The organism is Leptolyngbya sp. AN02str (assembly GCF_050565595.1).
Classification (GTDB): Bacteria; Cyanobacteriota; Cyanobacteriia; order Elainellales; family Elainellaceae; genus Kaiparowitsia.
The window spans coordinates 1-22,242 of record NZ_JBNXVR010000001.1 but is presented as its reverse complement, the minus strand read 5'-3'; the positions used below and the strand labels follow the sequence as shown (position 1 = coordinate 22,242).

Annotated in this window: 17 protein-coding genes; 7 read left to right on the top strand and 10 right to left on the bottom strand. The window is 53.4% G+C overall.

What is annotated here, in order from left to right; genetic code table 11:
• Positions 1-302 precede the first annotated feature (302 nt).
• Positions 303-1,973, top strand: coding sequence for a transglutaminase domain-containing protein (locus ACQ4M4_RS00085; protein ID WP_430682390.1), 1,671 nt, complete (start codon positions 303-305; stop codon positions 1,971-1,973).
• A gap of 23 nt (positions 1,974-1,996) precedes the next feature.
• Here the strand turns inward: ACQ4M4_RS00085 and ACQ4M4_RS00080 are convergent, their stop codons facing one another.
• Complete coding sequence (locus ACQ4M4_RS00080) at positions 1,997-2,422, bottom strand: DUF4359 domain-containing protein (RefSeq protein ID WP_430682389.1); 426 nt, start codon at positions 2,420-2,422, stop codon at positions 1,997-1,999.
• A gap of 286 nt (positions 2,423-2,708) precedes the next feature.
• On the bottom strand, positions 2,709-2,984 hold the full coding sequence (locus tag ACQ4M4_RS00075) for a hypothetical protein (RefSeq protein WP_430682388.1): 276 nt from the start codon (positions 2,982-2,984) through the stop codon (positions 2,709-2,711).
• Positions 2,985-3,497: 513 nt separating this feature from the next.
• Here ACQ4M4_RS00075 and ACQ4M4_RS00070 point away from each other — a divergent pair.
• Entirely contained in the window at positions 3,498-5,816 is a 2,319-nt protein-coding gene (locus ACQ4M4_RS00070; RefSeq protein WP_430682387.1) for an NACHT C-terminal helical domain 2-containing protein, read from the top strand.
• A gap of 244 nt (positions 5,817-6,060) precedes the next feature.
• A complete protein-coding gene (locus tag ACQ4M4_RS00065; protein WP_430682386.1) occupies positions 6,061-6,672 on the top strand; it encodes a methyltransferase domain-containing protein in 612 nt (203 codons plus the stop codon).
• Positions 6,673-6,812: 140 nt separating this feature from the next.
• Here ACQ4M4_RS00065 and ACQ4M4_RS00060 read toward each other — a convergent pair whose 3' ends face one another.
• Together ACQ4M4_RS00060 and ACQ4M4_RS00055 are read right to left on the bottom strand one after the other, a co-directional pair.
• Complete coding sequence (locus ACQ4M4_RS00060; RefSeq protein ID WP_430682385.1) at positions 6,813-8,756, bottom strand: SPFH domain-containing protein; 1,944 nt, start codon at positions 8,754-8,756, stop codon at positions 6,813-6,815.
• Positions 8,757-9,069: 313 nt separating this feature from the next.
• Complete coding sequence (locus ACQ4M4_RS00055; protein ID WP_430682384.1) at positions 9,070-9,762, bottom strand: DUF1449 domain-containing protein; 693 nt, start codon at positions 9,760-9,762, stop codon at positions 9,070-9,072.
• A 144-nt stretch (positions 9,763-9,906) separates the two neighbouring features.
• Here ACQ4M4_RS00055 and ACQ4M4_RS00050 point away from each other — a divergent pair, with 144 nt between their 5' ends.
• Complete coding sequence (locus ACQ4M4_RS00050) at positions 9,907-10,272, top strand: VOC family protein (RefSeq protein WP_430682382.1); 366 nt, start codon at positions 9,907-9,909, stop codon at positions 10,270-10,272.
• Between the two features lie 218 nt (positions 10,273-10,490).
• On the opposite strand, the gene mltA is transcribed toward ACQ4M4_RS00050, so the two are convergent.
• The 3 genes from mltA to ACQ4M4_RS00035 all read right to left on the bottom strand — a co-directional run bounded on the left by mltA (position 10,491) and on the right by ACQ4M4_RS00035 (position 12,941).
• On the bottom strand, positions 10,491-11,666 hold the full coding sequence (gene mltA, locus ACQ4M4_RS00045) for a murein transglycosylase A (protein WP_430682381.1): 1,176 nt from the start codon (positions 11,664-11,666) through the stop codon (positions 10,491-10,493).
• A gap of 105 nt (positions 11,667-11,771) precedes the next feature.
• The gene (locus ACQ4M4_RS00040; RefSeq protein ID WP_430682380.1) at positions 11,772-12,023 is read right to left on the bottom strand and encodes a hypothetical protein; all 252 of its coding nucleotides are present in this window, start codon (positions 12,021-12,023) and stop codon (positions 11,772-11,774) included.
• 147 nt (positions 12,024-12,170) lie between these two features.
• The gene (locus ACQ4M4_RS00035) at positions 12,171-12,941 is read right to left on the bottom strand and encodes a hypothetical protein (protein WP_430682379.1); all 771 of its coding nucleotides are present in this window, start codon (positions 12,939-12,941) and stop codon (positions 12,171-12,173) included.
• A 1,540-nt stretch (positions 12,942-14,481) separates the two neighbouring features.
• On the opposite strand from ACQ4M4_RS00035, the gene ACQ4M4_RS00030 reads away from it, so the two are divergent.
• A complete protein-coding gene (locus ACQ4M4_RS00030) occupies positions 14,482-15,576 on the top strand; it encodes an ABC transporter ATP-binding protein (protein ID WP_430682378.1) in 1,095 nt (364 codons plus the stop codon).
• Between the two features lie 35 nt (positions 15,577-15,611).
• Here ACQ4M4_RS00030 and panB read toward each other — a convergent pair whose 3' ends face one another.
• Both panB and ACQ4M4_RS00020 read right to left on the bottom strand, forming a co-directional pair.
• The gene (gene panB, locus ACQ4M4_RS00025) at positions 15,612-16,388 is read right to left on the bottom strand and encodes a 3-methyl-2-oxobutanoate hydroxymethyltransferase (protein WP_430682377.1); all 777 of its coding nucleotides are present in this window, start codon (positions 16,386-16,388) and stop codon (positions 15,612-15,614) included.
• A 57-nt stretch (positions 16,389-16,445) separates the two neighbouring features.
• Positions 16,446-17,642, bottom strand: coding sequence for a metallophosphoesterase family protein (locus tag ACQ4M4_RS00020; protein ID WP_430682376.1), 1,197 nt, complete (start codon positions 17,640-17,642; stop codon positions 16,446-16,448).
• A 157-nt stretch (positions 17,643-17,799) separates the two neighbouring features.
• Between ACQ4M4_RS00020 and ACQ4M4_RS00015 the strand changes: the two genes are divergently transcribed.
• Positions 17,800-19,332, top strand: coding sequence for a hypothetical protein (locus ACQ4M4_RS00015; RefSeq protein WP_430682375.1), 1,533 nt, complete (start codon positions 17,800-17,802; stop codon positions 19,330-19,332).
• Positions 19,333-19,482: 150 nt separating this feature from the next.
• On the opposite strand, the gene dprA is transcribed toward ACQ4M4_RS00015, so the two are convergent.
• On the bottom strand, positions 19,483-20,601 hold the full coding sequence (dprA, locus tag ACQ4M4_RS00010) for a DNA-processing protein DprA (protein ID WP_430682373.1): 1,119 nt from the start codon (positions 20,599-20,601) through the stop codon (positions 19,483-19,485).
• Positions 20,602-20,856: 255 nt separating this feature from the next.
• Between dprA and ACQ4M4_RS00005 the strand changes: the two genes are divergently transcribed.
• The gene (locus tag ACQ4M4_RS00005) at positions 20,857-22,014 is read left to right on the top strand and encodes a hypothetical protein (RefSeq protein WP_430682372.1); all 1,158 of its coding nucleotides are present in this window, start codon (positions 20,857-20,859) and stop codon (positions 22,012-22,014) included.
• Positions 22,015-22,242 lie beyond the last annotated feature (228 nt).

The following is a 22,242-nucleotide window of genomic DNA, read 5'->3' as shown; positions in this document are numbered from 1 at the left end:
GATAAACTTCAAGGCATGGTGATTTTGAGATGGAAACTGTTGCTGGGATACATCGCTAAAAGTCAGCGATGCCTAGGATAGTAGTTGGTTGATTGCATAAGGTTGACCGAGGCCTAAATGGCTTCGCAGCCGAAGCAAACTGCACCTCTCTCACGCTAGGGCCTGCAAACTACGGTTGTTAAGCTATTGCTACCGATGCTACCGAATGTGGGCTCTCAACTCTGACTGCCTCATCGCAAAAGTTTGCTATTCGCTTAGGCTTTTGTGGTTCCCTGTGTCTCAATTACATGGCGTAAACCTACATGCTGCTTGAATCTACTGCTCCTACTCCCCCAAATGATGGTGCGGCGATCGCGCCATCGCGGACGATTCGGCCGATGGGTTTATCGGCATTAGGGGCAATTGCCTTTGTTGAGGGCACCCTATGGGCGCTCGACCCATCCCGCGGTTACCTCACTCAAATTGATCCCAAAACTGACAGCACAAAAATTATTAACACGCAGCATACCGACGAGTTTTTGGATGCAACGGGGCTTTCGGTATCGGAGGGCATGCTGTGGCTCACGAAAGGAACTGGCGTTTACTGCTGCCCGGTGGATGATTGGACCCCAAAGCTGTTTGTGAGTTTGCCCTATCCGGCGGATGGCGTCGCTGTGTGGCGCTCGACGGTGTACGTCAGCTGCCAAAAAGCAGGCTACATCATCATTTTCGATCGCAATACCAAGCGAGAAATTACTCGATTTTCGGCTCCGGGCGTGGGAATGGAGAGCTTAACCATTCGGGATGAGGAGCTGTGGGTTTGCGATGATATTGAGCAAAGCGTGTACTGTATGGATCGGGCAACGGGCGAGGTGCAGTTCAGCATCCTCACGCCGTTTCGTCCACCCAAGGGGCTGGCCTTTGATCCCTCTGGCACGCTGTATGTGGCCTACATGGTGGAAGAGGGCTATGTCCGAGATAATCCCAACACGCCGGACTATCCCTATGAGCTTAGTTTGCGCGATCGCTTGCTAATTCATCCGTTGCACTTTCGATATGATGCAGCGCGGCGTTGCACGCTCTCCAATGGATTTTTGTTGGAAATGTCCTATGTGGAAGAGCTGGCTCCCCTGGAGGATGCAGAAGGATTTGAGGTAGAAAACCTGGAGTGGCGCATTGCGCTACCCGCCGAAACCGATCGTCAAATCGTCAGGCAGGTGGAGCCGATTGGTTTGCCCTTTACCGAAGAAATTCAGGCCGGACAACGGGTGGCTGTGTTTACATTTGATAAGCTCAGCTATCGCGATCGCCATCTATTTGGGTGGAAGGCACTCATCGAGGTGCGCGGCATCAAATACCAACTCACCTACGAGGATGCAGAGCAGATTCCGCCTCTACCAGTTGAGTTGCAGTCCCGCTATTTGGTGGATGATGACGATTTGGCGATGGACAATCCGGTCATTCAGCAGGCCGCGCGCGAAGCCATTGGCACTGAAACCAACCTGTTGCGGAAAATGCTCAAAATCCGCAACTATGTGTACGATCGCCTCTCCTATGGGTTGACCGTTCACATCGATACGCCCGATGTGGTGCTAGAGCGAGGCATTGGTTCCTGCGGAGAATATGTAGGCTTGCTGCTGGCGCTGGCTCGGTTGAATGGCATTGCCTGCCGCACCGTTGGCCGCTATAAGTGTCCACCCTTTGGCGATCGCCAGGGATTGCCCCTAGAGCCAGACTACAATCACGTGTGGATTGAGTTTTACATCCCCGGTTTTGGCTGGCTGCCGATGGAATCCAACGTGGATGATGTGGTTGAGGGGGGACCCTATCCCACTCGGTTCTTTATGGGATTGCCCTGGTGGCATGCCGAACTGAGCAAGGGCATTCCATTTGAGACCATCACAACTTTGGGTGGTGGGCTAGATCTGGCTCTGGGCGACCTATCTATCAACCATATTCGCTTTACGATTTTGGGTGAACTGCCGCCCCCGTAGCAGTTGCAATTGGGCTGCAACTGCTACAGCTGTAAAAAACGACCGTAAATTCCCAACGCTCGGTAGGATTTGCCAAAGACCTCGGTTTGGTAAATAGAGCAGACGATGTAGTTTGTGCTGGTTGTTTTCAGATCAATGACGCGCAATGCCTCCTCGTAGGTATAGGTTCCCAGGCCGACAACCATACCGTTGCAAAATTCCTGGATGAGAGAGGTCAAAGTTGATTGGGTTGTGTCTGATTCCTGCGGGCAAACAGCCTGTTTTGTATCGTTCATCATGTGCTTGAACACAAAGTTAGCGTAATCACCTTGGCTAGGATTCATAATCGCCATGGTGCTGCCGACCCAACCAAATACGACAAGGACTGCATGACCTAAATTACGGTTCATATGGTTCATATCAAGGTGATCTCCTGGTTGGGGGCGAGTTGCAAGAGAACGTAACGTCATATTTTTTGAGCCACAAAATCTGCCCAAGCCGAGTACGGTTGGGAACATCCATTTGTGTGTAATGGCAGTTGGTGGTGCGATCGCTGGGGCTGCTCTAAATGCCTCGCATCCACAACAGCCACCTGTTGAACAACAGCCACTAATCTATGCATTCTCAAAAAATCTTGTTTGCGTGCGCATTGCGCACGCAAAAGTCAGAGCTTTGGCTTATTCAGAACAACGTTATGGATGAAACGTTGTAAACCTAGAGGGCGAGTAAGGCTAGGTTGGCTTAGTTTGTTCCTGTCTACGGCTGCTGCGGAATGTTGCTGGGGTAAGCAGGGGAAAGGCTGGGTTGTGAAGCGGGTGGATAAAAGGAGACTTGCACAATCAACCAAATGAGCACCGCAATGCCAATGACCGAGAAAACTCCAGACGCGGTTTCTGGCTCAGAAACGTTGCGGTGAAAGTTACAGCTGAGACAGACATAAACGTTGCCATGTTGCACAACAGAGTTATGTCCGCATTTGGGGCAAGCGAGCTGAGGATGATGCTGAGATGGGGACTGTTGATCGAGATACATGGGAAGGCTCCAATAAAACAATGACCGACGTGGGGGGAACAGCGGTGCGTTGTAACTGGTTCTCTAAAGGCTCCTTACGAATTTGCTACGGTGTCGCTGTCTTTCTCTGATTTCTCGTTATCAACAAAGTAAGAAATGGGTGTTGCTTGGCCCTGTTGAACCTGTTGCAGCAACAGAAAATTTACAAAACTTTATATAAGCCCGTCGCGTGTTCAGGCTGTTTACCTGTGACTTTGCAGGCTGAAGTGTCGAAAGGTATCGCCGAAAACACTTCATCACGGGGTGGCGAAAATCGTTGGAGGCTCAGTGATCCCCCGGTTGTGGCGAGATGGGGCGATCGCACTATCTCATGGCTAGATGCATGCGGGGTCAAAAAAATGACAGCAACCAACGTTGTTAACAAAGCGTGAATACCTGAAGCTCCGCCCAAAGTAAATGAGATCAGTGTGGTAATTTCTTTACTAACGTGAAATCACGGATGTGTTTTCTTCAGGTTGCAACTACCGCTTATCCATGCAATTTCGGCTTCCTCGTTCTTTACGCCTTACTGACAGCGGTTTAATTTCGGCTCAACGTGCGCTGCGCCAATACCACGATGACAACCGAACTGAACTTGCTCACCATGCCAACGTAGAGCGCACAACAGTATTTCGATTTTTTAATCAAAAAAACCTGACGTTTAATAAGTTTGAGAATATCTGTCGTGCTCTAGACCTGCAGTGGGAAGAGGTTGGCGAACCATCGAATAACCATGCGAGCAGCGGTCATTCTACATCGGCGCGTCAAACGAAAGGTCAACTCACCACTTTGGGTGACGAATCTTCGATTGAGGAGTTGGTACGGCTCTCTAGAACATGTGTGCGCGATCGCATCATTCACGATTGCGCATCGATTCAGCTATTTAGCCTCAACATTCGAACAGACAGCCTCTACGTTCCAACTCAACTGGTGCCAGTACAACAGGCCGATATCGACCGCATTGCTGATGAGCTTACCTTGAAGGGGCAGCAGGATATTCATAACTTCAATCGGCTGGGCCACCCATCCGGTCAGCGGATTCCAAGCGAGCTGGCGGCTGAGCGCTTCAATCGGTTGTTTTTGTATAGCAAGCCCGGATCTGGAAAGACAACCTACTTGCAATGGCTGGCTGTGCAATGTAGCGAGGGCAAGCTGTTGCCGGGGTTCGTTCCGGTGTTTATTTCCTTTAAAGACTATGCAGCGTTGGGCCGCCGCCTGACCCTACAGTCCTTCATTGAACGCTATTTTGAAACGTGCCAGTTGCCCAACCATGCTGAAGCCGTTACCACGCTGCTATCAGAAGGCCGCATTTTATTGCTGTTAGATGGTCTGGATGAAGTGCAAGACGCAGAGTGGACGTGGGTTTTGGCGCAATTGCGCGCTCTAGTTGCCCATTATCACAAGTGTCGGTTTGTGCTGAGCTGTCGGCCTCCGCTGCGGATTCATTTGCCTGGATTTGAAATGGTGACACTGGCCACCTTCGATATCCACCAAATTCAGAAATTTGCCCGAAAGTGGTTCATGATGGCCGAGGGGAGCGATCGCAGTGCTCAATTTATGGAGCGACTGCGACGACATGTGGCCATTGGAGAATTAGCAACCACACCCCTGTTACTCACCATGTTGTGTCGCGTGTTTGATGCAGATGGCGACTTCCCCAACAGCCGCTCGGCCCTCTATCGACGGGGATTTGACCTGTTGCTGGGTGAGTGGGATGTCTATCGCACTGTGGAACGCGATACACCCTATCAACAGCTTACGGTCAAGGTTAAGGCGGTTTTGCTGAGTGTGATTGCCTCTACGTTTTTTAAGCGGGGGCTGACTCTATTTCCCCGGCGGGACGTTGAAGCGGTGATTGAAGATTTCTTTCAGCATCGGCTCAACAAAGATCCGATGGAGATTGATGCAACTGCAATTCTGCAATCGATTGAGCGTCAGCATGGTTTGATGGTCTCGCGGGCATCCAACTACTATTCGTTTTCCCATCTCACGTTTCAGGAATATTTAACGGCGGTGTCGTTGGTGTCGCAGCGAGAGTGCCCCATCATTTACGACCATGTCGCAGATGAGCGCTGGCGATACGTGATTGAGGTTGTTGCTGAGCTGTTACCCGAAGGGGTGGTGGATGACTTTTTACTGAATTTGAAAAAGCGGCTGGATCAAACGCTGGCTAGAAGCCCAACGTCGCAGCAGTTTGTGCAGTGGTTGGATCAATACACGCAATCGTCTGAGGATCAGGTTCGCCCAGAGCAACTCTATCAAACCACGATGCTAAGGGCCTGGTATTTTGTCTCTAGTCTGGAGCATGTGGGCTACATCTCTAGCTTGGGGCGGCGATCGCAACGCCAGCTTGAGTTTCCAGATTTTGATATTGCGACCAGCGCCATTTCTAGTCACTGGTTAGATATTCATTCCCAGTTCTACCGTATGCTGCATGCCAGGGTTAGCCAGCACGATCTCTTCTTTAGTGCAATGCGAAACGCAAAAGAGGCACTGCGGATGGTCGAAAACCTGCGGTTGCGCAATGCGCTGGATGAGTGGCAGTTTCAGATTGAGCAGCAGCTTCCGCACCATCGTGACCAAGCGGATTGGTGGAGTGCGCGACATCAGGACTGGAAGCAGCGAGTGCGCCAGTTAATGCAACACTACTTTCACCTAAAGTGCGATTGGGGCTTTACCGACGAGGATCGCATTCTGCTGCGGAGGTATTACGATGCCACAAAGCTGTTGGCAGAGTGCATTAATCGCTCGCCTCGGTTGTCGCGCGAGAGCTTTCACCGCATTGCTAGCAATCTTCTTAGAATAGAATCATAGCGGTTAGAACTGGCGCAGTTGGATGATGGGTTGTGAGCTTTGTTCAGGTCACATGATTCAAAGCGCTTCGGAGCAAACTGCTGCGAATTTTGGGTCACATGTACTGGTCAGGACTGACGCCATTTGAGTGATGGTTGGAGCGCTTAGCACTCCAACCATCATTCAAACCCCTGGTTTATGGGATGACGTGCGTCAGTCCTACTGGTTTTGAAAGGGCTGATCGTTTCGCTAGGGGTTGGGTTGGATGGAATCTGCTGCAATTGAGTCCCCAGAGTTTTGGGAAAATCGCTACCAGGAGGGAACGGCCCGGTGGGATTTGGGTCAGCCTGCGCCACCGTTTGTGAGTTTGCTAGCGTCGGCGAATGGGCCAAAACCAGGTTCGCTCATTGCGCTAGGGATGGGGCGTGGTCATGATGCGCTGCTGTTTGCTGAGTATGGATTTGCGGTGACAGGTGTGGATTTTGCTCCATCGGCGATCGCGGGTGCTCAGCAGTTGGCTCAGGTAAAGGGTGTGCCGTTGGCAACGTTGCAATGCAATATGTTTGACCTGGCGACGGAGTATGCAGGCAAATTTGACTATGTGCTGGAACACACGTGCTTTTGTGCGATCGCGCCCACGCAACGGTCTGCCTATGTTGAGCTAGTTCATGCGTTGCTAAAACCAAGCGGCGAATTTATTGGTTTGTTTTGGGCACACAGCCGCGAGGGTGGCCTACCCTACGGTACTACCAAAGCCGAGATTTGCGATTTGTTTTCCCCTTACTTTGATCTGACTAGCCTGGAGTTGGTTGCCAATTCAATTCCCAACCGTGCCAATGAAGAATACTTGGCTCGGTTTCGCAAACTCATTGGTTAATGTGAGTTTTGGATAAGCGAAATCCCTTTATTGCATGCGCGTTGCGCACGCAATAAAGGGATTTTTTTAAGGGTTGCACGGCACGTAACCCTTAAAAAGTGTGCTTCGGCTTATCCAGCCTTAAGGTTTCCCTAGCTAAATTAATCTGAGTCTGAGCTATCCGTGGTGGAACTAGATGGTGGATTGGAGTCAGAGCGAGTATCGCGCATGAGTTGGGAAATTTGTCCCAACACCTGACCTAGCTTGCCATCGTCTAGCAGAGTGTTGATCAGCGATAACCCGCTGGTGGACAGTAACAGTTTATTCACATCCTGGGCGGCACCGTTGCCGTTGCTGCCATTCGCTCCCGGAAAGGCATAAATCTTCGCATCGCCGAGGACACCGGGTTGGGGAGCCAGGGCTTGTAGTACTTCAGGCAATCGGCTGGAAAGTTCGGGCCACATGGTTTTTAGCAGCTCGGCAGTGAGTACGGCGGTGCTGGTGGTGTTTTGGGCGGCAAGTTTAGCCTGTAGCCCTTCGGCCTCGGCCAGGGCTTTGTCGCGTTCGGCATCGGCGATGGTGCGCAGGGCTTCGGCTTCTAGCTCGGCGGCCTGACGGGCAATCTCGGCCTGACGGCGCTTGCGGAAGACATCGATTTCTACCACGTTTTGGTCGGCGATGCGGCGCTCTTCGGCGGCACGCTGAGCGTCAATGACGGCTAGTTGACGGTTCCGCTCTGCGACCTCAAGTTCGGTGGCGGTTTGCACACCTGCTTCGGCCTTGGCACGCTCAGCATCGGCTTCCAGGCTTTCTTTGCGCTTGGCGGTAATGGCGATCGCGGCTTCTTCTCGGGCAACGCTGGCCATCCGCTCGGACTCGGCAACTTGAACTTGGGCTTCTAGCTTTTGCGATTCAATGGTTTTTTGACGGGTAATTTCGGCCAGTTCGGTTTCTTGCTGCTGCAAGGTTTGAGCAACTTTCAAGGCTTTGTTGCGCTCTTCTAGCTCAATGTCGGCGTTAATTTGGCTCTGTCGTAAGGAAAGCTGCTTGCGGATCTCTTCTTCTTCGACGGATTGCTCTTGCAGAATTTTGGCGCGCTGGGTAGCAGCGGCTTCACGCGCTTTGGCTTCCTCGATCTCGCGTTCGCGCTGGGCTTTCATGGCTTCGACTTGGAGCTGTTGTTCTAGTCGGGCGCTCTCTTGCTCTTGGGTAATTTGAAGCGATCGCTTTTCGGCATCCAGTTCTTTCTGCTCAATGGTGACCTGAGTGACGAGTTCGACTTCACGCTTTTGTTGAATCGACCGCTGGATGGTTTCGGTGCGGAGGCGGACACCCTGCGCGTCAAAGAAGTTGTTCTCGTCGTAGGTATCGCTTTCCTGAATTTCGGAAATGGCGATGTTGTTGAGGGTCAGGCCCACTTTGGCTAGGTCGGGCTGCATCAGGTTTAGCACTTCTTGGGCAAAGCCGAGTTTGTCGGAGTCGATTTCGGCCAAGCTCTTGGTTTTGGCAGCAGCACGAATGGCATCGTCGGCCCGTTTTTCCAGGGCGTTTTTGATGTCTTCGGCGGTGATGCGTCCGGTTTGGGAGAGGCGAGCAGCAGCGGTGAGCACGTCTTCTTCGGAGGCGTTGATGCAGACATAGAAGGTGACGCGCATGTCGGCTCGGAGGTAGTCCTGGGTGCGAACGGCGAGTTTGCCGGTACGTTCTACATCGATGGAAATTTCGCGAAGTGGAACGCGGGTCAGTTCGTGGAAGCCGGGAAGGACGACGCAGCCGCCGTTTAGCACGACGGTTTTGCGCTTGACGAAGACGCCGCCTGTGCGAACGAAGGCTTCGTTGGTGGGGGTGATGACGTAGACGCGGGTGTAGGTCCACAGGCTAAGGAGCAGCAGAATCACGAGTCCGGCGATGAGGCCGGGGAAGAAGAGGATTCCGGTGAGGGGACCAAGCTGGCCTAGGGTGGTTTGGGGGTAAGGGCCGGGCAGTTGGGCGATGAGGCTGGTTTCGGTATGGGATCGGTTGGTGGGTTGGGTTTCTGCGATGAGATGGGTTGTGTTAGCGGTGATGGGGGGCAGGGTGTTAATGAAGGTGAGCCAAAACAGCATAGTGGGATGGGTTTATAGGTTGATGGATGTTGTAGCGGTGAAGCATGCCGCTAGGGATTGAACTGGGTTGAGTTGGCGACGGTTGAAATGCTTCGCTGTGGTTTGGGATGGGGAGGGTTGAACTAACAGAAATCGAGCCAACAGAAATCGAGCCAACAGCCTTTGGGGGCTAGCCCCCAAACCCCCACTGGGGGACGTGCTTCGTCTCCCAGACCCCCTCCGCAAGGGGTTGGGGATGGGTGGTGAATGGTCGCTTCGCATTGCTGCTCAAAGATCAGATTTATGCATCTGGTTTACGCATTTGCGGTGTGTATCAGAGGTTAGTGTTGTTTGGTTTGGTGGACGATTGGCTCAGCCATTGGGTTTGGTCGGGGCTGTCTTTGGTGATGACGAGGTAGCTGCTGCCGATGCGTTCAATGATGAGCACTTGCTCGCCGCGTTTGGGTGGGGTGGTGGCCCAGTTTGGTAGGGCGGCGTTGACGGTGATGAGGTTGCGAGCGGGATCGAGCACGTCGACTTGACCGATTTTGTTGGCAGCAAGGTAGGGAATGGTGCTGGTACTCACGTTGCCAATGCATCCAATCAGGCGATCGCTACTGGTGTCTTCGCCAAAAGAAGCAAACAACTGACCAATAGGCCGAGCGATCTGGCTGCCCAAGAAAAGGGCGATGAGGAGAGAGGAAAAGAGCATAACGCTGCTGACCAGTCCTCCTAATATGGGGCCGAGGAGGCTGAGCAAAAAGACGTTGGTCATCCAACCGAGCAGCCCCCACAGGCTCAGGTCAATGGCGAGCAGCAACACAAGGGGAGCTTTGCCCACGCCCAACCAGCCCATCAGGCTACCAATGTTGAGTCCACTGGAATCGCCATCGGTGTCGAAGTCGAAATCGTCATCTATATCGAGATCGTCATCATCCCCGCCAAACACAATAATGACCAGGAATAGGAGAACTCCCATTCCGAGCAAGAGCCAGTAGGGTAGGTTGGCTGGGTCAAGAATGGCCATAGGGTTGCGGCGAGTTTAAGAGATGGCGAGAAATGCCTACCAAGGGGTCGATGGAGCGTACCGGACGATTCGCCCCCTCAAAATCTAGCTGTCTTAGAATAAAACTAGGGGAAGGAGTCACGTTTTTTAATCTTTGGTTGAATTATGAATCTCAAGCGTATTGGACATGTGGCAATCTGTGTCGCGGATTTGGACAGGGCTGCTGCGTTTTACCAAAATTTGGGGATGCAGCTGGTATGGAAAGACCCCGATTGGGCTTACCTAAAAGCGGGTGAAGATGGCTTGGCGCTTCTGGGTCAAAGCTACAAGCAGGCGGGGCCACATTTCGGATTTATTTTTCACGATCGCGCTGAAGTCGATGCCGAGTTTGAGCGACTGAAGGCCGAAGGGGTTTATCTTACCGATATTCATGAGCACCGGGATGGCACGGCGTCGTTCTATGGCCGTGACCCCGATGGCAACTGGTTTGAATATTTATATGAACCGGTTGCGGTTGGTGCTGCGAATTAGGCATGATCGCTAGCGCCAATTCTGCACAGCCCTTAAACTACCGAAATATGGCAGTTTGAGGGCTATGATTTTTCTGGATTTACGCTGTTAGAACTGACGCACGTCATCCGAAAAACCAGAGGGTTGAATAATTTGTGGAGCGCTTAGCGCTCCGCAAATTATTCAATTGCGTAAGTTCGGTCTGTCTGTATCTGCATGTATCGAATGGCACATGTAACCTACTTGAGCAGCAGGTAGTAAAGCTGCCCTGGATGGTTGACGAGCCCAGCGCGATCGCCCGCGAGTTCGCCACTGCCCAAGTAAATATCCACTCGGCCTGCACCTCGAATGGCTCCGCCGGTATCTTGGTCGAGCACGTAGCGGCTAACTATGCGTTGTTCCAGCCCTTGAGGCGTGGCGATGGGGAGAGTGGTGCGGATAAGGGCAAGGGCTCCGGGCGGAAAGATCGTTTTATCGGTGGCGATGGATCGCTCGGCGGTTACAGGTACGTTGAGGGTTCCCTGTGGGGGTGCGCCTGCTGTTTCGCGAAAGAAGATGAAGCGGTTGTTGCGGGGGATGTAGGTGCCCAGCTCGTTGGGATTTTGCTGAAAATATTCGATGACTTTGGGCAGGGTGAGGCCAGCTTCGGGCAGCTTGCCATCGTTGATGAGTTCTCGGCCTAAGCTCACGTAGGGATGCTCGGTGCGGCCTGCATAGCCGACAGACATTACTCCACCATCCACCAGCTGCAACCGGGCTGAGCCCTGAACTTGGATCAAAAAGGCTTCGAGGCGATCGCGCAACCACACCAGTTCCAACCCCTGCAGCCGTCCCCGACCGCCACTGAGGCCATCGGGACCTTCCAGTTCAGCGCGGCTAGGATGGGGCAACGACCATTGGCTGAGGTCGGGCGGCAAGCGATAGAGCGGATACCGAAATTCTGCTGTGGGCACCCGGCTGGCGGTGTAGGTGGGCTCAAAGTATCCGGTAAAGCTGACGGTACCCAACCCATCGGTACCAATGGATTGATACAGGGCAAAGTCTCGCTGTACGGCTTCGCACAAGGCAGCGGGCGATCGCGACGTATTGAGCAACCGCCGAAAATGGATGAGGCTGCGCCGTACTCGATCGCGCGTGATACCAGGGACGGGGTACTGGCGGTAGGCGGTAACCGCTGCCGAGGTGCCAAGGTATTGCAATGAGTGAGCGATCGCCTGCGATATGGCCGCTCGGTCTTGCCATAGTTGGTCATCCCACCACAGGTCGGCCTCTAGCGGGACAGGCTGCAACTCAGCTGCCGGAACGAGCGGAAGCACCGGATTGGCCCAGGTGGCTGGCACTGCTCCGCCTAAGCTCAGCCCGACACTCGACAAGAGGGCGATCGCCGCCCGCTGCACTCGTACCTGTTGCCTCATTGCCCTCATCACACCATGCGAGATTCCAAACTGCGATCGCCCAGCACCATTACATCAAGCCCGACCCTGAGCAACCTGCTCAGCAACGCTTGCTGCAATTGACGACTAAAAGCGATCGACGCTTCCTGAGAAGATGGGTTCCACTCGCAGTGCCAGCACCGAAGAAGGACGCACCACCATGTACTCGCCCTGAATGTTCTTAATCGGCACATTAATAAAATCGTTGGACGTTGCTTTGGGCACCAGCTCGCCGCTGTACCACTTTTGAAATTCTTGAATTGTGGGGAAACGAACCTCTTCGCGGTGACCCCCCTCCATCATGATGTGAACCGCAAATTCGTTCGGAGTTCTGGGCATAGTCGTTAATCTCAAACGCTTCGATTTAGATTAGCCCGTTTGTGGGCACTAGGGTCAATATTCCCCAAAACCATTGAGAACCCAACCTGACTATCTAGATTTCGCTGCCACCTCCCAATCAAACTCCTCGTGGGCGCTAGGCAAAAACTACGATCGCTCCAGGTTGTATCGCTGAAGCGAGCTTTCCAAGGCTGGAATCAACGATTTGCGCAAATCCGTTTTATTGCGAAACTGAATGCGGCTGGTGCTGGGCAAATCAAAGGGAAACTGACCTGGCATTTCGGTGCGTTCCATGCTGGCGAGCAAAAGTTGCTCTGGTCGTTTGGCATGGAGTGCATAGCCGACCTCGACACACACCTTGGGGTTGGGCACTAGCTGCGATGGGCTGTCCTCAATTTGCAAAATGGGGGTGCCATCTGCGACAAATAGCAAACTATTGCGAATTTTGCGCATGAGGGTGCTGGTGAGCCGTGCGGGAGAGTCGGTCAGTCGGTGCGATTCTTCGAGGGTAATGGGCAAGCGCGATCGCCGATTCAGCTTCTCAATAAAGTCTTGTAGCTCATCACGCAGCAGCTCGCTCGACTCGGAAAAATCGGTTTGGTAGCACAGGAAAATCGTTGGCTCCAGCCGCGACATTACGTCTTGCTTGGTGAAGTAGATTTCGTGGCTCGTAATGTCGATATTGGCAATGACATAGCCACCGCTCCCTTCAATGTAAAACTCGACAGAATCACCTTCGAGGTAACGCTGAAACCACTCTGACTGTTTCACATCATCGCTATCGTCCAGAAAGTCGGCTCGCAGCGCAGACTTCATTAAGCTATTTTTGTTTAGCCGTAGATCATGGGGCCGTTTTTCTAGCTCACGCAACGGTTCGTATTCGCGAAGATACCAAGCTTTGAGCGCAATGATAGCCATAGGAACGCTAATAGAAGAGTGGAAGGAAGAACGTAGCCGTGCAGCTCAATCGTGATCAATACGGTACAGCCAGCTTCAAAATGTGTTCATGATAGGCCATGTCCACTGGCTGCACGCAGATTCCTAAGAAATCCATTATAGAACAAATGTTCTACTTTTGGACGTTTTTGTGAGGTTAAGCCGTACTGGCCTCGTGCAAATCGGGGCGATCGCGCTGCACCTGTTCATTGGTCAACCTTCCTGGCTCCAAGGCGGAACTTGCCTCTTAGAAAAGCAGCTAGAGCGAACTCCAAAACTTTCCCAAAAACATCCAAAATTTCTCCCAAAAACAATGGAGGACACCTAAACTAGGTGCCCTCATAGAGGTTGATATGTAACATGTAGTTGGAAGGTGTACAGCACCCAAGTCTGTTGACTAAGGGACCTCCTCTCATATCACGCGACTTCGTAGAGTTAACAACTAGAATTCATGGCTAAAAAACCAAGCTAGTTGTTTTTTAAAACTCCCTTCATTCCACTAGTTGAGGAGATATCAGCTCCAACTCTGGATGCTGCATTTCGTGGACGAGACAGATTTGAATGAACAGCGCTTTTACCTCTTTTGAACTGTAACGTGGACTTGGCTGTAAAATCTGCCGATGAAGCATTTGCTTCATGTCTTAACTATACTGCGAATCTATTAGAGATCAACCCCATGAAACTAAACTTTACTATTAGCTGAAACGGTTTCTTTTTTACTTCTTATAAGGTCACTAATAAAAAGAGAGCGATCGCCACATGATGTTGGCAAATGCTCTCTATACTTAGATCCCAGTGTATCGATTGAATTCGTTTCTGTTAGGAGAAGGTTCCAAAACAAGCGATTGATGAGAGATCAATCGATGATCTCACGGTTGCTAAAGCTCACTTTTTTGGAGCAGTTGAAAAACCCAAGTTGTAGAGATTGGGTTCGATAATTTCTAATCCTAGAGGTTTTTGAGTGAACTTGAAACAGCTGAAACTAAATTTTACCTGTCCTTAACATCTAGCGATGGAATGATGAAGGCGATCGCTATCCCTAGCGTATCTGGCATGATTTTGCTTAGTTTCTCCTACCGATAGCGTTGAATCTGGATGTAACGAAATTGTTTCAAATCGTCACTCAACTGATGATAAATAGATTTGTTCTTTTTTGTGCTGCAAGTGGTTCAGGTATCTCCGCAGAAATGGTTGAGTCAAGCTTGAATCAACTGCATCAAGGGTGAGCAAACGAAGGTCGCGATCGCTGGTCTTTTTAAGTTTCCCATTTGCAAATGGAATCATCGCTTAACCCCAACTTCTTAAACTTAGAGACCGATGCCATGGGGTGTGTGAGGAACCCTCATCCACACCCTTCAAAGTGTTGCGATAAGGGCACAAACGCTTAGTCAGTCGCTGTGGGAACTAGCGCAAACCTTGCAAACCCTGGCACAATAGCAACCAGCCAAGCCCTGTGTTGCGGGCGACTGCCCATCACGGAACGGTTTTGCGTTCAGGATTCAACGTTTTTTGAGAGGCTACTGTGGCTAGGGTTTGTCTGAACAACATTTCGCGACGGTTTAACGCGGTTACCGCGATCGCCGATATTACCTTTGAGGTGCCCGATGGCGAGTTTTGGGTTTTGGTGGGGCCGTCTGGCTGCGGCAAGTCAACCATTTTGCGCACCATTGCGGGGCTAGAGGCGGCGACTTCGGGCAAGCTGTACATTGGCGATCGCCTGGTGAACGATGTGCCCGCGCGCGATCGCGATGTGGCGATGGTGTTTCAAAACTACGCGCTGTATCCCCACATGACCGTGGCCGAAAACCTGGCCTTTGGGCTAAAGATGCGTCAGGCTGATGCCAAAACGTTGCGCGATCGCGTGGAAACGGTAGCGCAATCCCTCAATATTGCGCATTTGCTAGATCGCAAGCCACGCCAACTGTCGGGTGGGCAGCAGCAGCGGGTGGCATTGGGCCGGGCGATCGCCCGCCAGCCGCAGGTTTTTTTGCTAGACGAGCCGCTCAGCAACCTGGATGCTCAACTGCGCGACGACACCCGCGCCGAACTCAAACAATTGCATCAAACCGTTGGCATTACCACCATCTACGTCACGCACGATCAGGTCGAAGCGATGACCCTTGCCGACAAAATTGTGGTGCTGAGCCAGGGTAAAATTCAGCAAATTGGCTCGCCCCAGGCGATCTACTCTGACCCGGCAAACCAAATGGTGGCGACGTTTATGGGCAGTCCGCCGATGAATTTGCTCCCTGGCGTGTTGCAGGGCGATCGCTTCCACATTCATGGCCAATCCATTCCCTGTCCGGCGGTGTTGCAAACGGTGCTGCGCTCGGCTCAGGGCCAACGGTTTAACCTGGGCATTCGTCCTGAGCATGTGCAGTTGGCTGCTCAGCCTCACGATGCGCACCTATCGGCGATCGCCACAGTGATTGAACCCTTGGGACGGGAGGTGTTGGTGCGTGCCGAGCTGCCAGCCAACGGCACAACCGCACACGTGCTCAACCTGCAAGTGCCACCCACCCATATGCCAACGGTGGGCGATCGCCTGCCGCTACAGCTTGATTTGGAGCATCTGTTTGTGTTTGACCCCACTACAGGCGAGCGGATTAAACACTAGAAGCAGATCCTATCAGCAAAACGAACGGTCAAAACCTAGGGAAAGCGATGTTCCCGGACTTCAGTGCAGTAGGCTTGGGTCGCTTGCACAATGCTGTCGTGCAGATTGGCATAGACCTTGGCGAAGGGCGGTTGCCAACTTGAAAGACCCAGCAGATCGGCGGTGACTAGCACCTGGCCGTCGCACTGCGACCCCGCGCCAATGCCAATGGTGGGAATCGTCAGTTTTTGCGAGATTTGCAATGCCAGGTCGCTTGGAATATGTTCCAGCACAATGGAAAACGCTCCCGCTTGTTCCAGTGCGATCGCCTCATTCAAAATCCGCTCTGCGGCTTCGGGCGATTTTCCCTGCTGGCGAAATCCGCCAAACTGATGCACTGACTGGGGGGTGAGCCCCACATGCGCCATCACCGGAATGCCCGAATGCACCAAATGGGCGATGGTATCCACCATGGCGGGATGGCCGCCTTCCATTTTGACGGCCTGGGCTCCTGTTTCCTTCAGCACGCGCACGGCAGACTGGATGGCCTGTTGCCGACTTTCTTGATAGCAGCCAAAGGGCAAATCAACGACCACGAGTGCATTTTTAACCCCACGCTTGACCGCTTTTGCGTGGTGAATCATTTCATCGAGGGTGAGCGGTAGGGTGGTATCGTAGCCGAGCGCCACCATTGCCAGGGAATCGCCCACCAAAATTACATCCACCCCGGCATGGTCAAGTGCCTGCGCAATCAAAAAATCCCATGCAGTCAATACCGCGATGGGTCTCCCTTCTTGCTTGAGGCCAGTCAGTTTTTGCGTGGTGATAGCCATAGAACAGCACGACGAATGCTAAAGGCACACCATCATCTTATCGATCTGGGTTCCCCTTCATGCGGTTGCTTCGCAGACTACTTGGGAAACGTGGGTGAGGCAAGTTGACTTTTCCTGCGGGCTGAGTGCAGCCCATGGCAAATCTTGCCGGATGACGGCTCCATTGTGGCTGGGGATGATGCGAGGCAGGTCTTGCATGGCTACGACTCGTAGCGTGGGGATTTCAAAGGTGGTGTAGGTGGTGCTGGCAGAGGTCAGGGCCATGTCTACCAGGGTGAGGGTTTTGCGGGCAGGGCGATCGCCCACCAAAAGCTGACGAGGCCCACCCCCCAACGCACCAGTATGCAATAGGTTGAGCTGCCCAATATGGCCGGGATAGTAGGCGTGGTGGTGCCCGCTCATGTAGGTGTGAACGCGGTAGCGCTCTAACAACAACTGCAATTCGGTGGCGTTGTTCATCACTTCGCCAGGGCGATCGCGATTTTGGGCAACGGCGTACAGCGGCAAGTGGCCGATCACAATCCGAAAGGCGGCTTGTTGGGCTTGCGGGCTACCCAAACTGCGCTCAACCCAGGCGCGATCGTCCGCAGCCATGGCCGCTCCATTCGACGCATCCCACACCAAAAAGAACCCATCGCCCTGCTGAAAGCTGTAGTAGAAGGGAAACCGATAGCGATCGATAAAGTTCAAGCCTGGATTGTGCTGCGGATCGTTCCAGTAGGCGGCAGCCAGGTCGCGCTCTTGCTGAAAGCTGTAACGGCCGTTGGCCATAGCCCGTGAGGCGTCGTGGTTGCCAATGGTAAAGCCAAAGGGTAAGTTGGCGGCTCGCAGCGGTTGGGCGATCGCTCGATCAAATCCATCCCACATAGCCAAAATTTGGGCTTGGGTGAGGTCTCGCTTTTGCCCGGCTACCATGTCGCCACCGCACAACACCAAGTCAGGCTGCCACCCCGGCAGTAGGGCGATCGCCCGGGTCACTTCGGTACTGTAGGTCGTGGAGCCATAGGCTTCGTTGAGGTCGCTAATGATGGCAATGCGCACATCTCCCCGAGGCGGATTGAATACACCATCTTGGGTGAGCGAGGCTTGGGATGTAGCAGCAGGGGTGACGGTGGGATTGGCAGGGCTGGCTGTAGACATTTCGCCATGCGCTGTCACTTGATGGGTGCGACAGCTTCCCATCATGGCGGTGAGGGCCATGCCACCCCATACCCCACCGCTTAACTGAAACAACCGTCGTCGGGTCAGGCTCATGCGATCGCAAAGTGATAGAGTGAACGATTGAATGTGGATGCTGTTAAATCAGCATAGAGTGTTCATTCAGTCCCACTCTATCGCGGCCCGGAACGCTTCCAAACCCGCGATCGCGAGTTGGCAATCGCACGCTTTTGTATTGCGTTTGGGAACGGCGATGACTCAACCCCCAGAATCCTCAGAATCCAACCTGCCCCATGGCGATGCAGATGCGCCAGTTTCAGCTGAACCGCCACGGGATGAACGCTTGTCAAATGACTCCTCGTCCCTTGGTTCGACTCCGGTTGGTGACGAGCCCGCCAACGAGCCAGGCGAAACGGGTTGGCCCGTCTCGCCCGACCTGATTGAAGACTTGAACGAAGAGGCGATCGCCCCTGTAACCGAGGAGCTTGGGGAAATCCCATCCAGTGATTCCGGCGCGCATGAATCAGGAATCGCAGAACCAGAAGTAGCTGAGCCAGGGGAAATTCCAGTCACGACCTCCCAGGCAGAGATACCTCAAGGAGAAACATCTCAACCCACCGCTGCTGCATCCTCTCCTATTTCACAAGCTGATCCGCCAGCGATCGCCAGTGTTCCCCCCACTCCGCCACCTGCTTCCCCTCCCCCACCTGGCCCAGCCGATAGCAAAACCTTTCAAGAACGTTGGAAAGAAGTTGAGCCTGCGGTGAAGTCCCGCACGCTGGCAGTTTTGAAAGGTACAATCCGCTTTTTGACTGGCATTGTGAACTGGCTAGAAAAAGAGCCAGAACCTCGGCCAGAATCTGGCGTAAAAAAGGCGCTTGGGCAAGTGCAAACAGTCTCGCGGCAGGTAGCAGAAGCTGCCCAGCCCGTGCTGCGGCAAGCTGGCCCGTTGGCTCAGCGCTTTTGGGCCTGGTGGACAGGCACCGCCATCCCCAAAATTCGTGGATTTTTGCCCATTTCAGTGAACGATGTCCTGTCCGACAAGGCGTTGAGCGGCCTGATTGCAGGGTTACTGGTGTTGGTACTGTGGATTGTGCCCAACCTTGGCTCTAGCACACCCAAGCCCTCTCAGGTGAGCCAGGTGCCGCCAGCAGAGGTCAAGCCCACGACCAAAACTACATCAAAGCCCGTTGCGACAACCCCCTCTCCGGCGATCGCCACCAAACCCAGCCCTGTGCCTATGCGATCGCCCCAATTCACCCCCTCGCCCAAGCCAATTCCCGCGATACCCGCTACACCGTCCACCAGCGTGCAACCTGCCCCCGAAGAACCCAAAGGAGCGATCGCCCCTCCAACTCCATCCCCAATTCCTGCGGCACCTGTTGCGCTCACCCCATCTCCTAGCCCGAGCGCGATCGCCACTCCCGCTCCCAGCCCCACCCCAACCCCCAAACCCAAACTAGAACTCACCCCCGAGCAAAAACTGATCGCCTCCATTCAAGATCAGGTAGCGCAGGTGACTGACCAATACAGCAGTGGTCTCATTCAATCTGTACAGGCTAACTTTCGCCGGAGCCTCCTCTCTGTAACAGTAGGAGAGGGATGGTATGGCCTGTCGCCATCTCAGCAAAACAAACTGGCGGATGAGATGTTAGGGCGATCGCAAAAACTCGACTTCAGCAAACTCGAAATCACCGATAGCAACGGCGACCTGCTCGCCCGCAGCCCCGTTATCGGCACCAACATGATCATCGTTAAGCGCAGCCAAACCACCGAAACCACCTAGGCCCATCCCCTCAATCAACCCAGACTCGCCCCAAAACGCCGCATGAAAGCTTCCCTCCCTTCCCCGATTCCCGACTCCCGATTCCCGACTCCCGATTCCCAACTCCCTCATCCCCCTAGCCCCTAACTCCTAACCCCTAATCCCTAACTCCTACGCCCGCTGATACCGCATCCCCGGTAACTGCGCCACCAACCCCATCAGTTCCAGCTGCACGAGTGCACTCAGTACGGTGTCTGTTCCTTGCTGGGCCTCTTGCACAATGCGATCGAGCGTTACAGGTTCGGCGGGAATGGCCTGGAAGATGGGTTGCAAATCGGGTGGGACGGCGATGGGCTCCGGTTGCAACAGCGGCAACTGCTCATCCGATCGCACATCCAAACTTGGCAAACTCCCCAAGGCTTCCAACAGCTCTGCCTCTCCTAGAATGATTTGGGCTCCCTTACTGATCAAATCCAGGCAGCCTCGGGCTTTTGGGTTATCGAGCGAACCGGGCAGCGCATACACATCGCGCCCGTAATCGTTGGCAAGGCGACCTGTGATCATGGCACCAGATTTGGTTTCGCCTTCAATCACCAGTGTGGCGCGGCACAGCCCAGCGATGATGCGATTGCGGCGGGGGAAATGGGCGCGATCGGCCTGAGTGTTGCGAGGATGCTCGCTCAAAATCAGCCCTGCCTGGTCAATTTGCTTGGCGAGCTTGAGGTTGGAATGGGGATAGGCAATGTTGAGCCCGGTGCCCATTACGGCAATGGTGCGTCCGCCTGCTTCCAAACAGGCTTTGTGGGCTTCGGTATCGATGCCTTCTGCCAGACCCGACACAATGGTAAACCCGGCCTGCACCAGGATTTGGGTGAGGCGGCGTGCCCATTTGCGGCCATACTCCGAGGGCGATCGCGTTCCTACAATGGCGATCGCCGGTTGAATCCCCAAATTTTCCTGAAGATTGACCTGGCCGCGATAGTACAGCAGCGGTGGCGGATCGGGCACCTCCAGCAGCAATCGGGGATACTCGGCATCGGCAGGCGTCCAAATGGTGGGATTGTCTTGCGTGTGGGTGTGCCACAAAGCGGTGGGGTTCAGGCGCGATCGCCCCTTCACAACCCGCTCTGCTGTAAATTCACCCAGACCGTCTACCCTGAGTAGCTCATCTGGTTCGGCATACCATGCGGCCTCTAGTGACCCAAACGTGCGGTACAGCCGAAACAGTAGTGTTGACCCAATCCCCTCGATCTGTGTCCATGCCAGCCAATAGGCCCGTTCTTCTGCCAACCTTGCTGCCCCTTGCACCCGTCCTGTCCAGTGTTCCCGTTGAGCTTGGTTCTGTATGCTTCATGCTCAAGAATTCTGTGCCGAATGCTGAGAGGGCGATCGCCCTCTCAAAGCAGCGCATCCAGCCGTAAAGCCCCGCTACGAAGCTGAAGAGATTTTGCAAAATCCTCCAAAAATAGCTGGTATCAACGAATATGATGAGAACTCCTGTGGGTTCATTTTGATAAATCTATCGCTGCGACGACAAAAGTAACTATGACGATCGCCCCCATCGAAATTGGCTCTGTCACCATTCGCCCGGTGCTGTCTCCTGGTGATTTAGAGATGTTTTTGGATGTGTCCAAGCGGGTGTATGCCAACGACCCCAACTGGGTGCAGCCCCTGCGCAGCAGCATCGCCAAGCACTTCAAGCCCGATGCGCCGTTTTTGCAATATGGCAAGCTGCAAGCCTTTATTGCCACCCGCATGGGCAAAAATGGCACTGAGGCCGTGGGCCGGGTAGTAGCCTCGGTGAATCAGCGCCTCATTGACAAAGAAGGCCAACAGGTGGGGCTGTTTGGCTTTTTTGAATGTATTGAGGATTTTTCGGTGGCGGAAGGGCTGTTCAACGCAGCCTGCGATTGGCTGCGGCGGCAGGGCATGACGGTGGTGCGTGGCCCCATTGACCTATCGACCCACATTAACTGCCTATTTTTGGTGGATGGCTTTGACTCTGGGCCAATGATCATGATGCCGTACAACCCGCCTTACTATCCGCAGTTTGTGGAGCGAGCCGGATGGCAAAAAGCTAAAGACGCCTATTCCTATGTCATTCATCTGGAGCAAGAACTGCCGCCTGAGTACAAGAAGGGCTATGACATTGCGATCAAATCGGGCATTACCTTCCGCCCCATTCACACCAAGGGTGAGGAGTTTCAAAAGGATGTGGAAAGCCTGTATCACCTATTTACCAAGGCGTTTTCCGACAACTACAGCTCTACGCCGCGATCGCTCGAAGAATTTGTCGAAGAAGCCCAAGATCTTCAGCAGCTCGTTGACCCCGACGTGTTTCCTGTGGCGGAGTACAACGGCGAAATGGTGGGCTTTTGGATGGGCCTGCCGGATTACAACATTGCCCTCAAGCATGTGAATGGCAAACTCAACTGGCTCGGTATTCTCAAGTTTCTGTGGTATCGTCGCCAAATTGATCAGGGTCGGGTGCTGGTGATTTGCTCCTTACCAGAATATCGCCGTAAATTGGTCCCCCTGGGGCTGATTTATCTGGGTATGCTGGGCGGCATCAAAAAAGGCAAACCCTACAAGCGGGCTGAGCTGGGCTTTGTTTACGAAGACAATATGCCCTCGCGCAAGCTAGTGGAATCGGCAGGTGGCAAGATCTGCAAAACCTACCGCATTTACGAAAAGCCACTGTAGAGTTTATTCGTCTTGTTGGCAGTGCAAGCGCCCACGCGAATTGGCTAGGAGTTTGCATCTCCACTCTGCTGTGGCGATAGTTGTCAAATGAATGAATGCTAAGAGGGTGTTTGAGAAGTCAGGAAGGGCGTAAAAAAGCTCACTCAGTGTAGGCTGCGAATAGCAAATATCTACAGCCCTGAGTGAGTCAGATGAGTAAAGCATATCCCAGCAACCTAACCCGTGCTC

What these genes read in the sequence shown, in the direction of transcription:
- ACQ4M4_RS00085 (WP_430682390.1), top strand. Translation starts at nt 303, where the DNA reads ATGCTGCTTGAATCTACTGCTCCTACTCCCCCAAATGATGGTGCGGCG.
- ACQ4M4_RS00080 (WP_430682389.1), bottom strand. Translation starts at nt 2,422, where the DNA reads ATGACGTTACGTTCTCTTGCAACTCGCCCCCAACCAGGAGATCACCTT.
- ACQ4M4_RS00075 (WP_430682388.1), bottom strand. Translation starts at nt 2,984, where the DNA reads ATGTATCTCGATCAACAGTCCCCATCTCAGCATCATCCTCAGCTCGCT.
- ACQ4M4_RS00070 (WP_430682387.1), top strand. Translation starts at nt 3,498, where the DNA reads ATGCAATTTCGGCTTCCTCGTTCTTTACGCCTTACTGACAGCGGTTTA.
- ACQ4M4_RS00065 (WP_430682386.1), top strand. Translation starts at nt 6,061, where the DNA reads ATGGAATCTGCTGCAATTGAGTCCCCAGAGTTTTGGGAAAATCGCTAC.
- ACQ4M4_RS00060 (WP_430682385.1), bottom strand. Translation starts at nt 8,756, where the DNA reads ATGCTGTTTTGGCTCACCTTCATTAACACCCTGCCCCCCATCACCGCT.
- ACQ4M4_RS00055 (WP_430682384.1), bottom strand. Translation starts at nt 9,762, where the DNA reads ATGGCCATTCTTGACCCAGCCAACCTACCCTACTGGCTCTTGCTCGGA.
- ACQ4M4_RS00050 (WP_430682382.1), top strand. Translation starts at nt 9,907, where the DNA reads ATGAATCTCAAGCGTATTGGACATGTGGCAATCTGTGTCGCGGATTTG.
- mltA (WP_430682381.1), bottom strand. Translation starts at nt 11,666, where the DNA reads ATGAGGCAACAGGTACGAGTGCAGCGGGCGGCGATCGCCCTCTTGTCG.
- ACQ4M4_RS00040 (WP_430682380.1), bottom strand. Translation starts at nt 12,023, where the DNA reads ATGCCCAGAACTCCGAACGAATTTGCGGTTCACATCATGATGGAGGGG.
- ACQ4M4_RS00035 (WP_430682379.1), bottom strand. Translation starts at nt 12,941, where the DNA reads ATGGCTATCATTGCGCTCAAAGCTTGGTATCTTCGCGAATACGAACCG.
- panB (WP_430682377.1), bottom strand. Translation starts at nt 16,388, where the DNA reads ATGGCTATCACCACGCAAAAACTGACTGGCCTCAAGCAAGAAGGGAGA.
- ACQ4M4_RS00020 (WP_430682376.1), bottom strand. Translation starts at nt 17,642, where the DNA reads ATGAGCCTGACCCGACGACGGTTGTTTCAGTTAAGCGGTGGGGTATGG.
- ACQ4M4_RS00015 (WP_430682375.1), top strand. Translation starts at nt 17,800, where the DNA reads ATGACTCAACCCCCAGAATCCTCAGAATCCAACCTGCCCCATGGCGAT.
- ACQ4M4_RS00005 (WP_430682372.1), top strand. Translation starts at nt 20,857, where the DNA reads ATGACGATCGCCCCCATCGAAATTGGCTCTGTCACCATTCGCCCGGTG.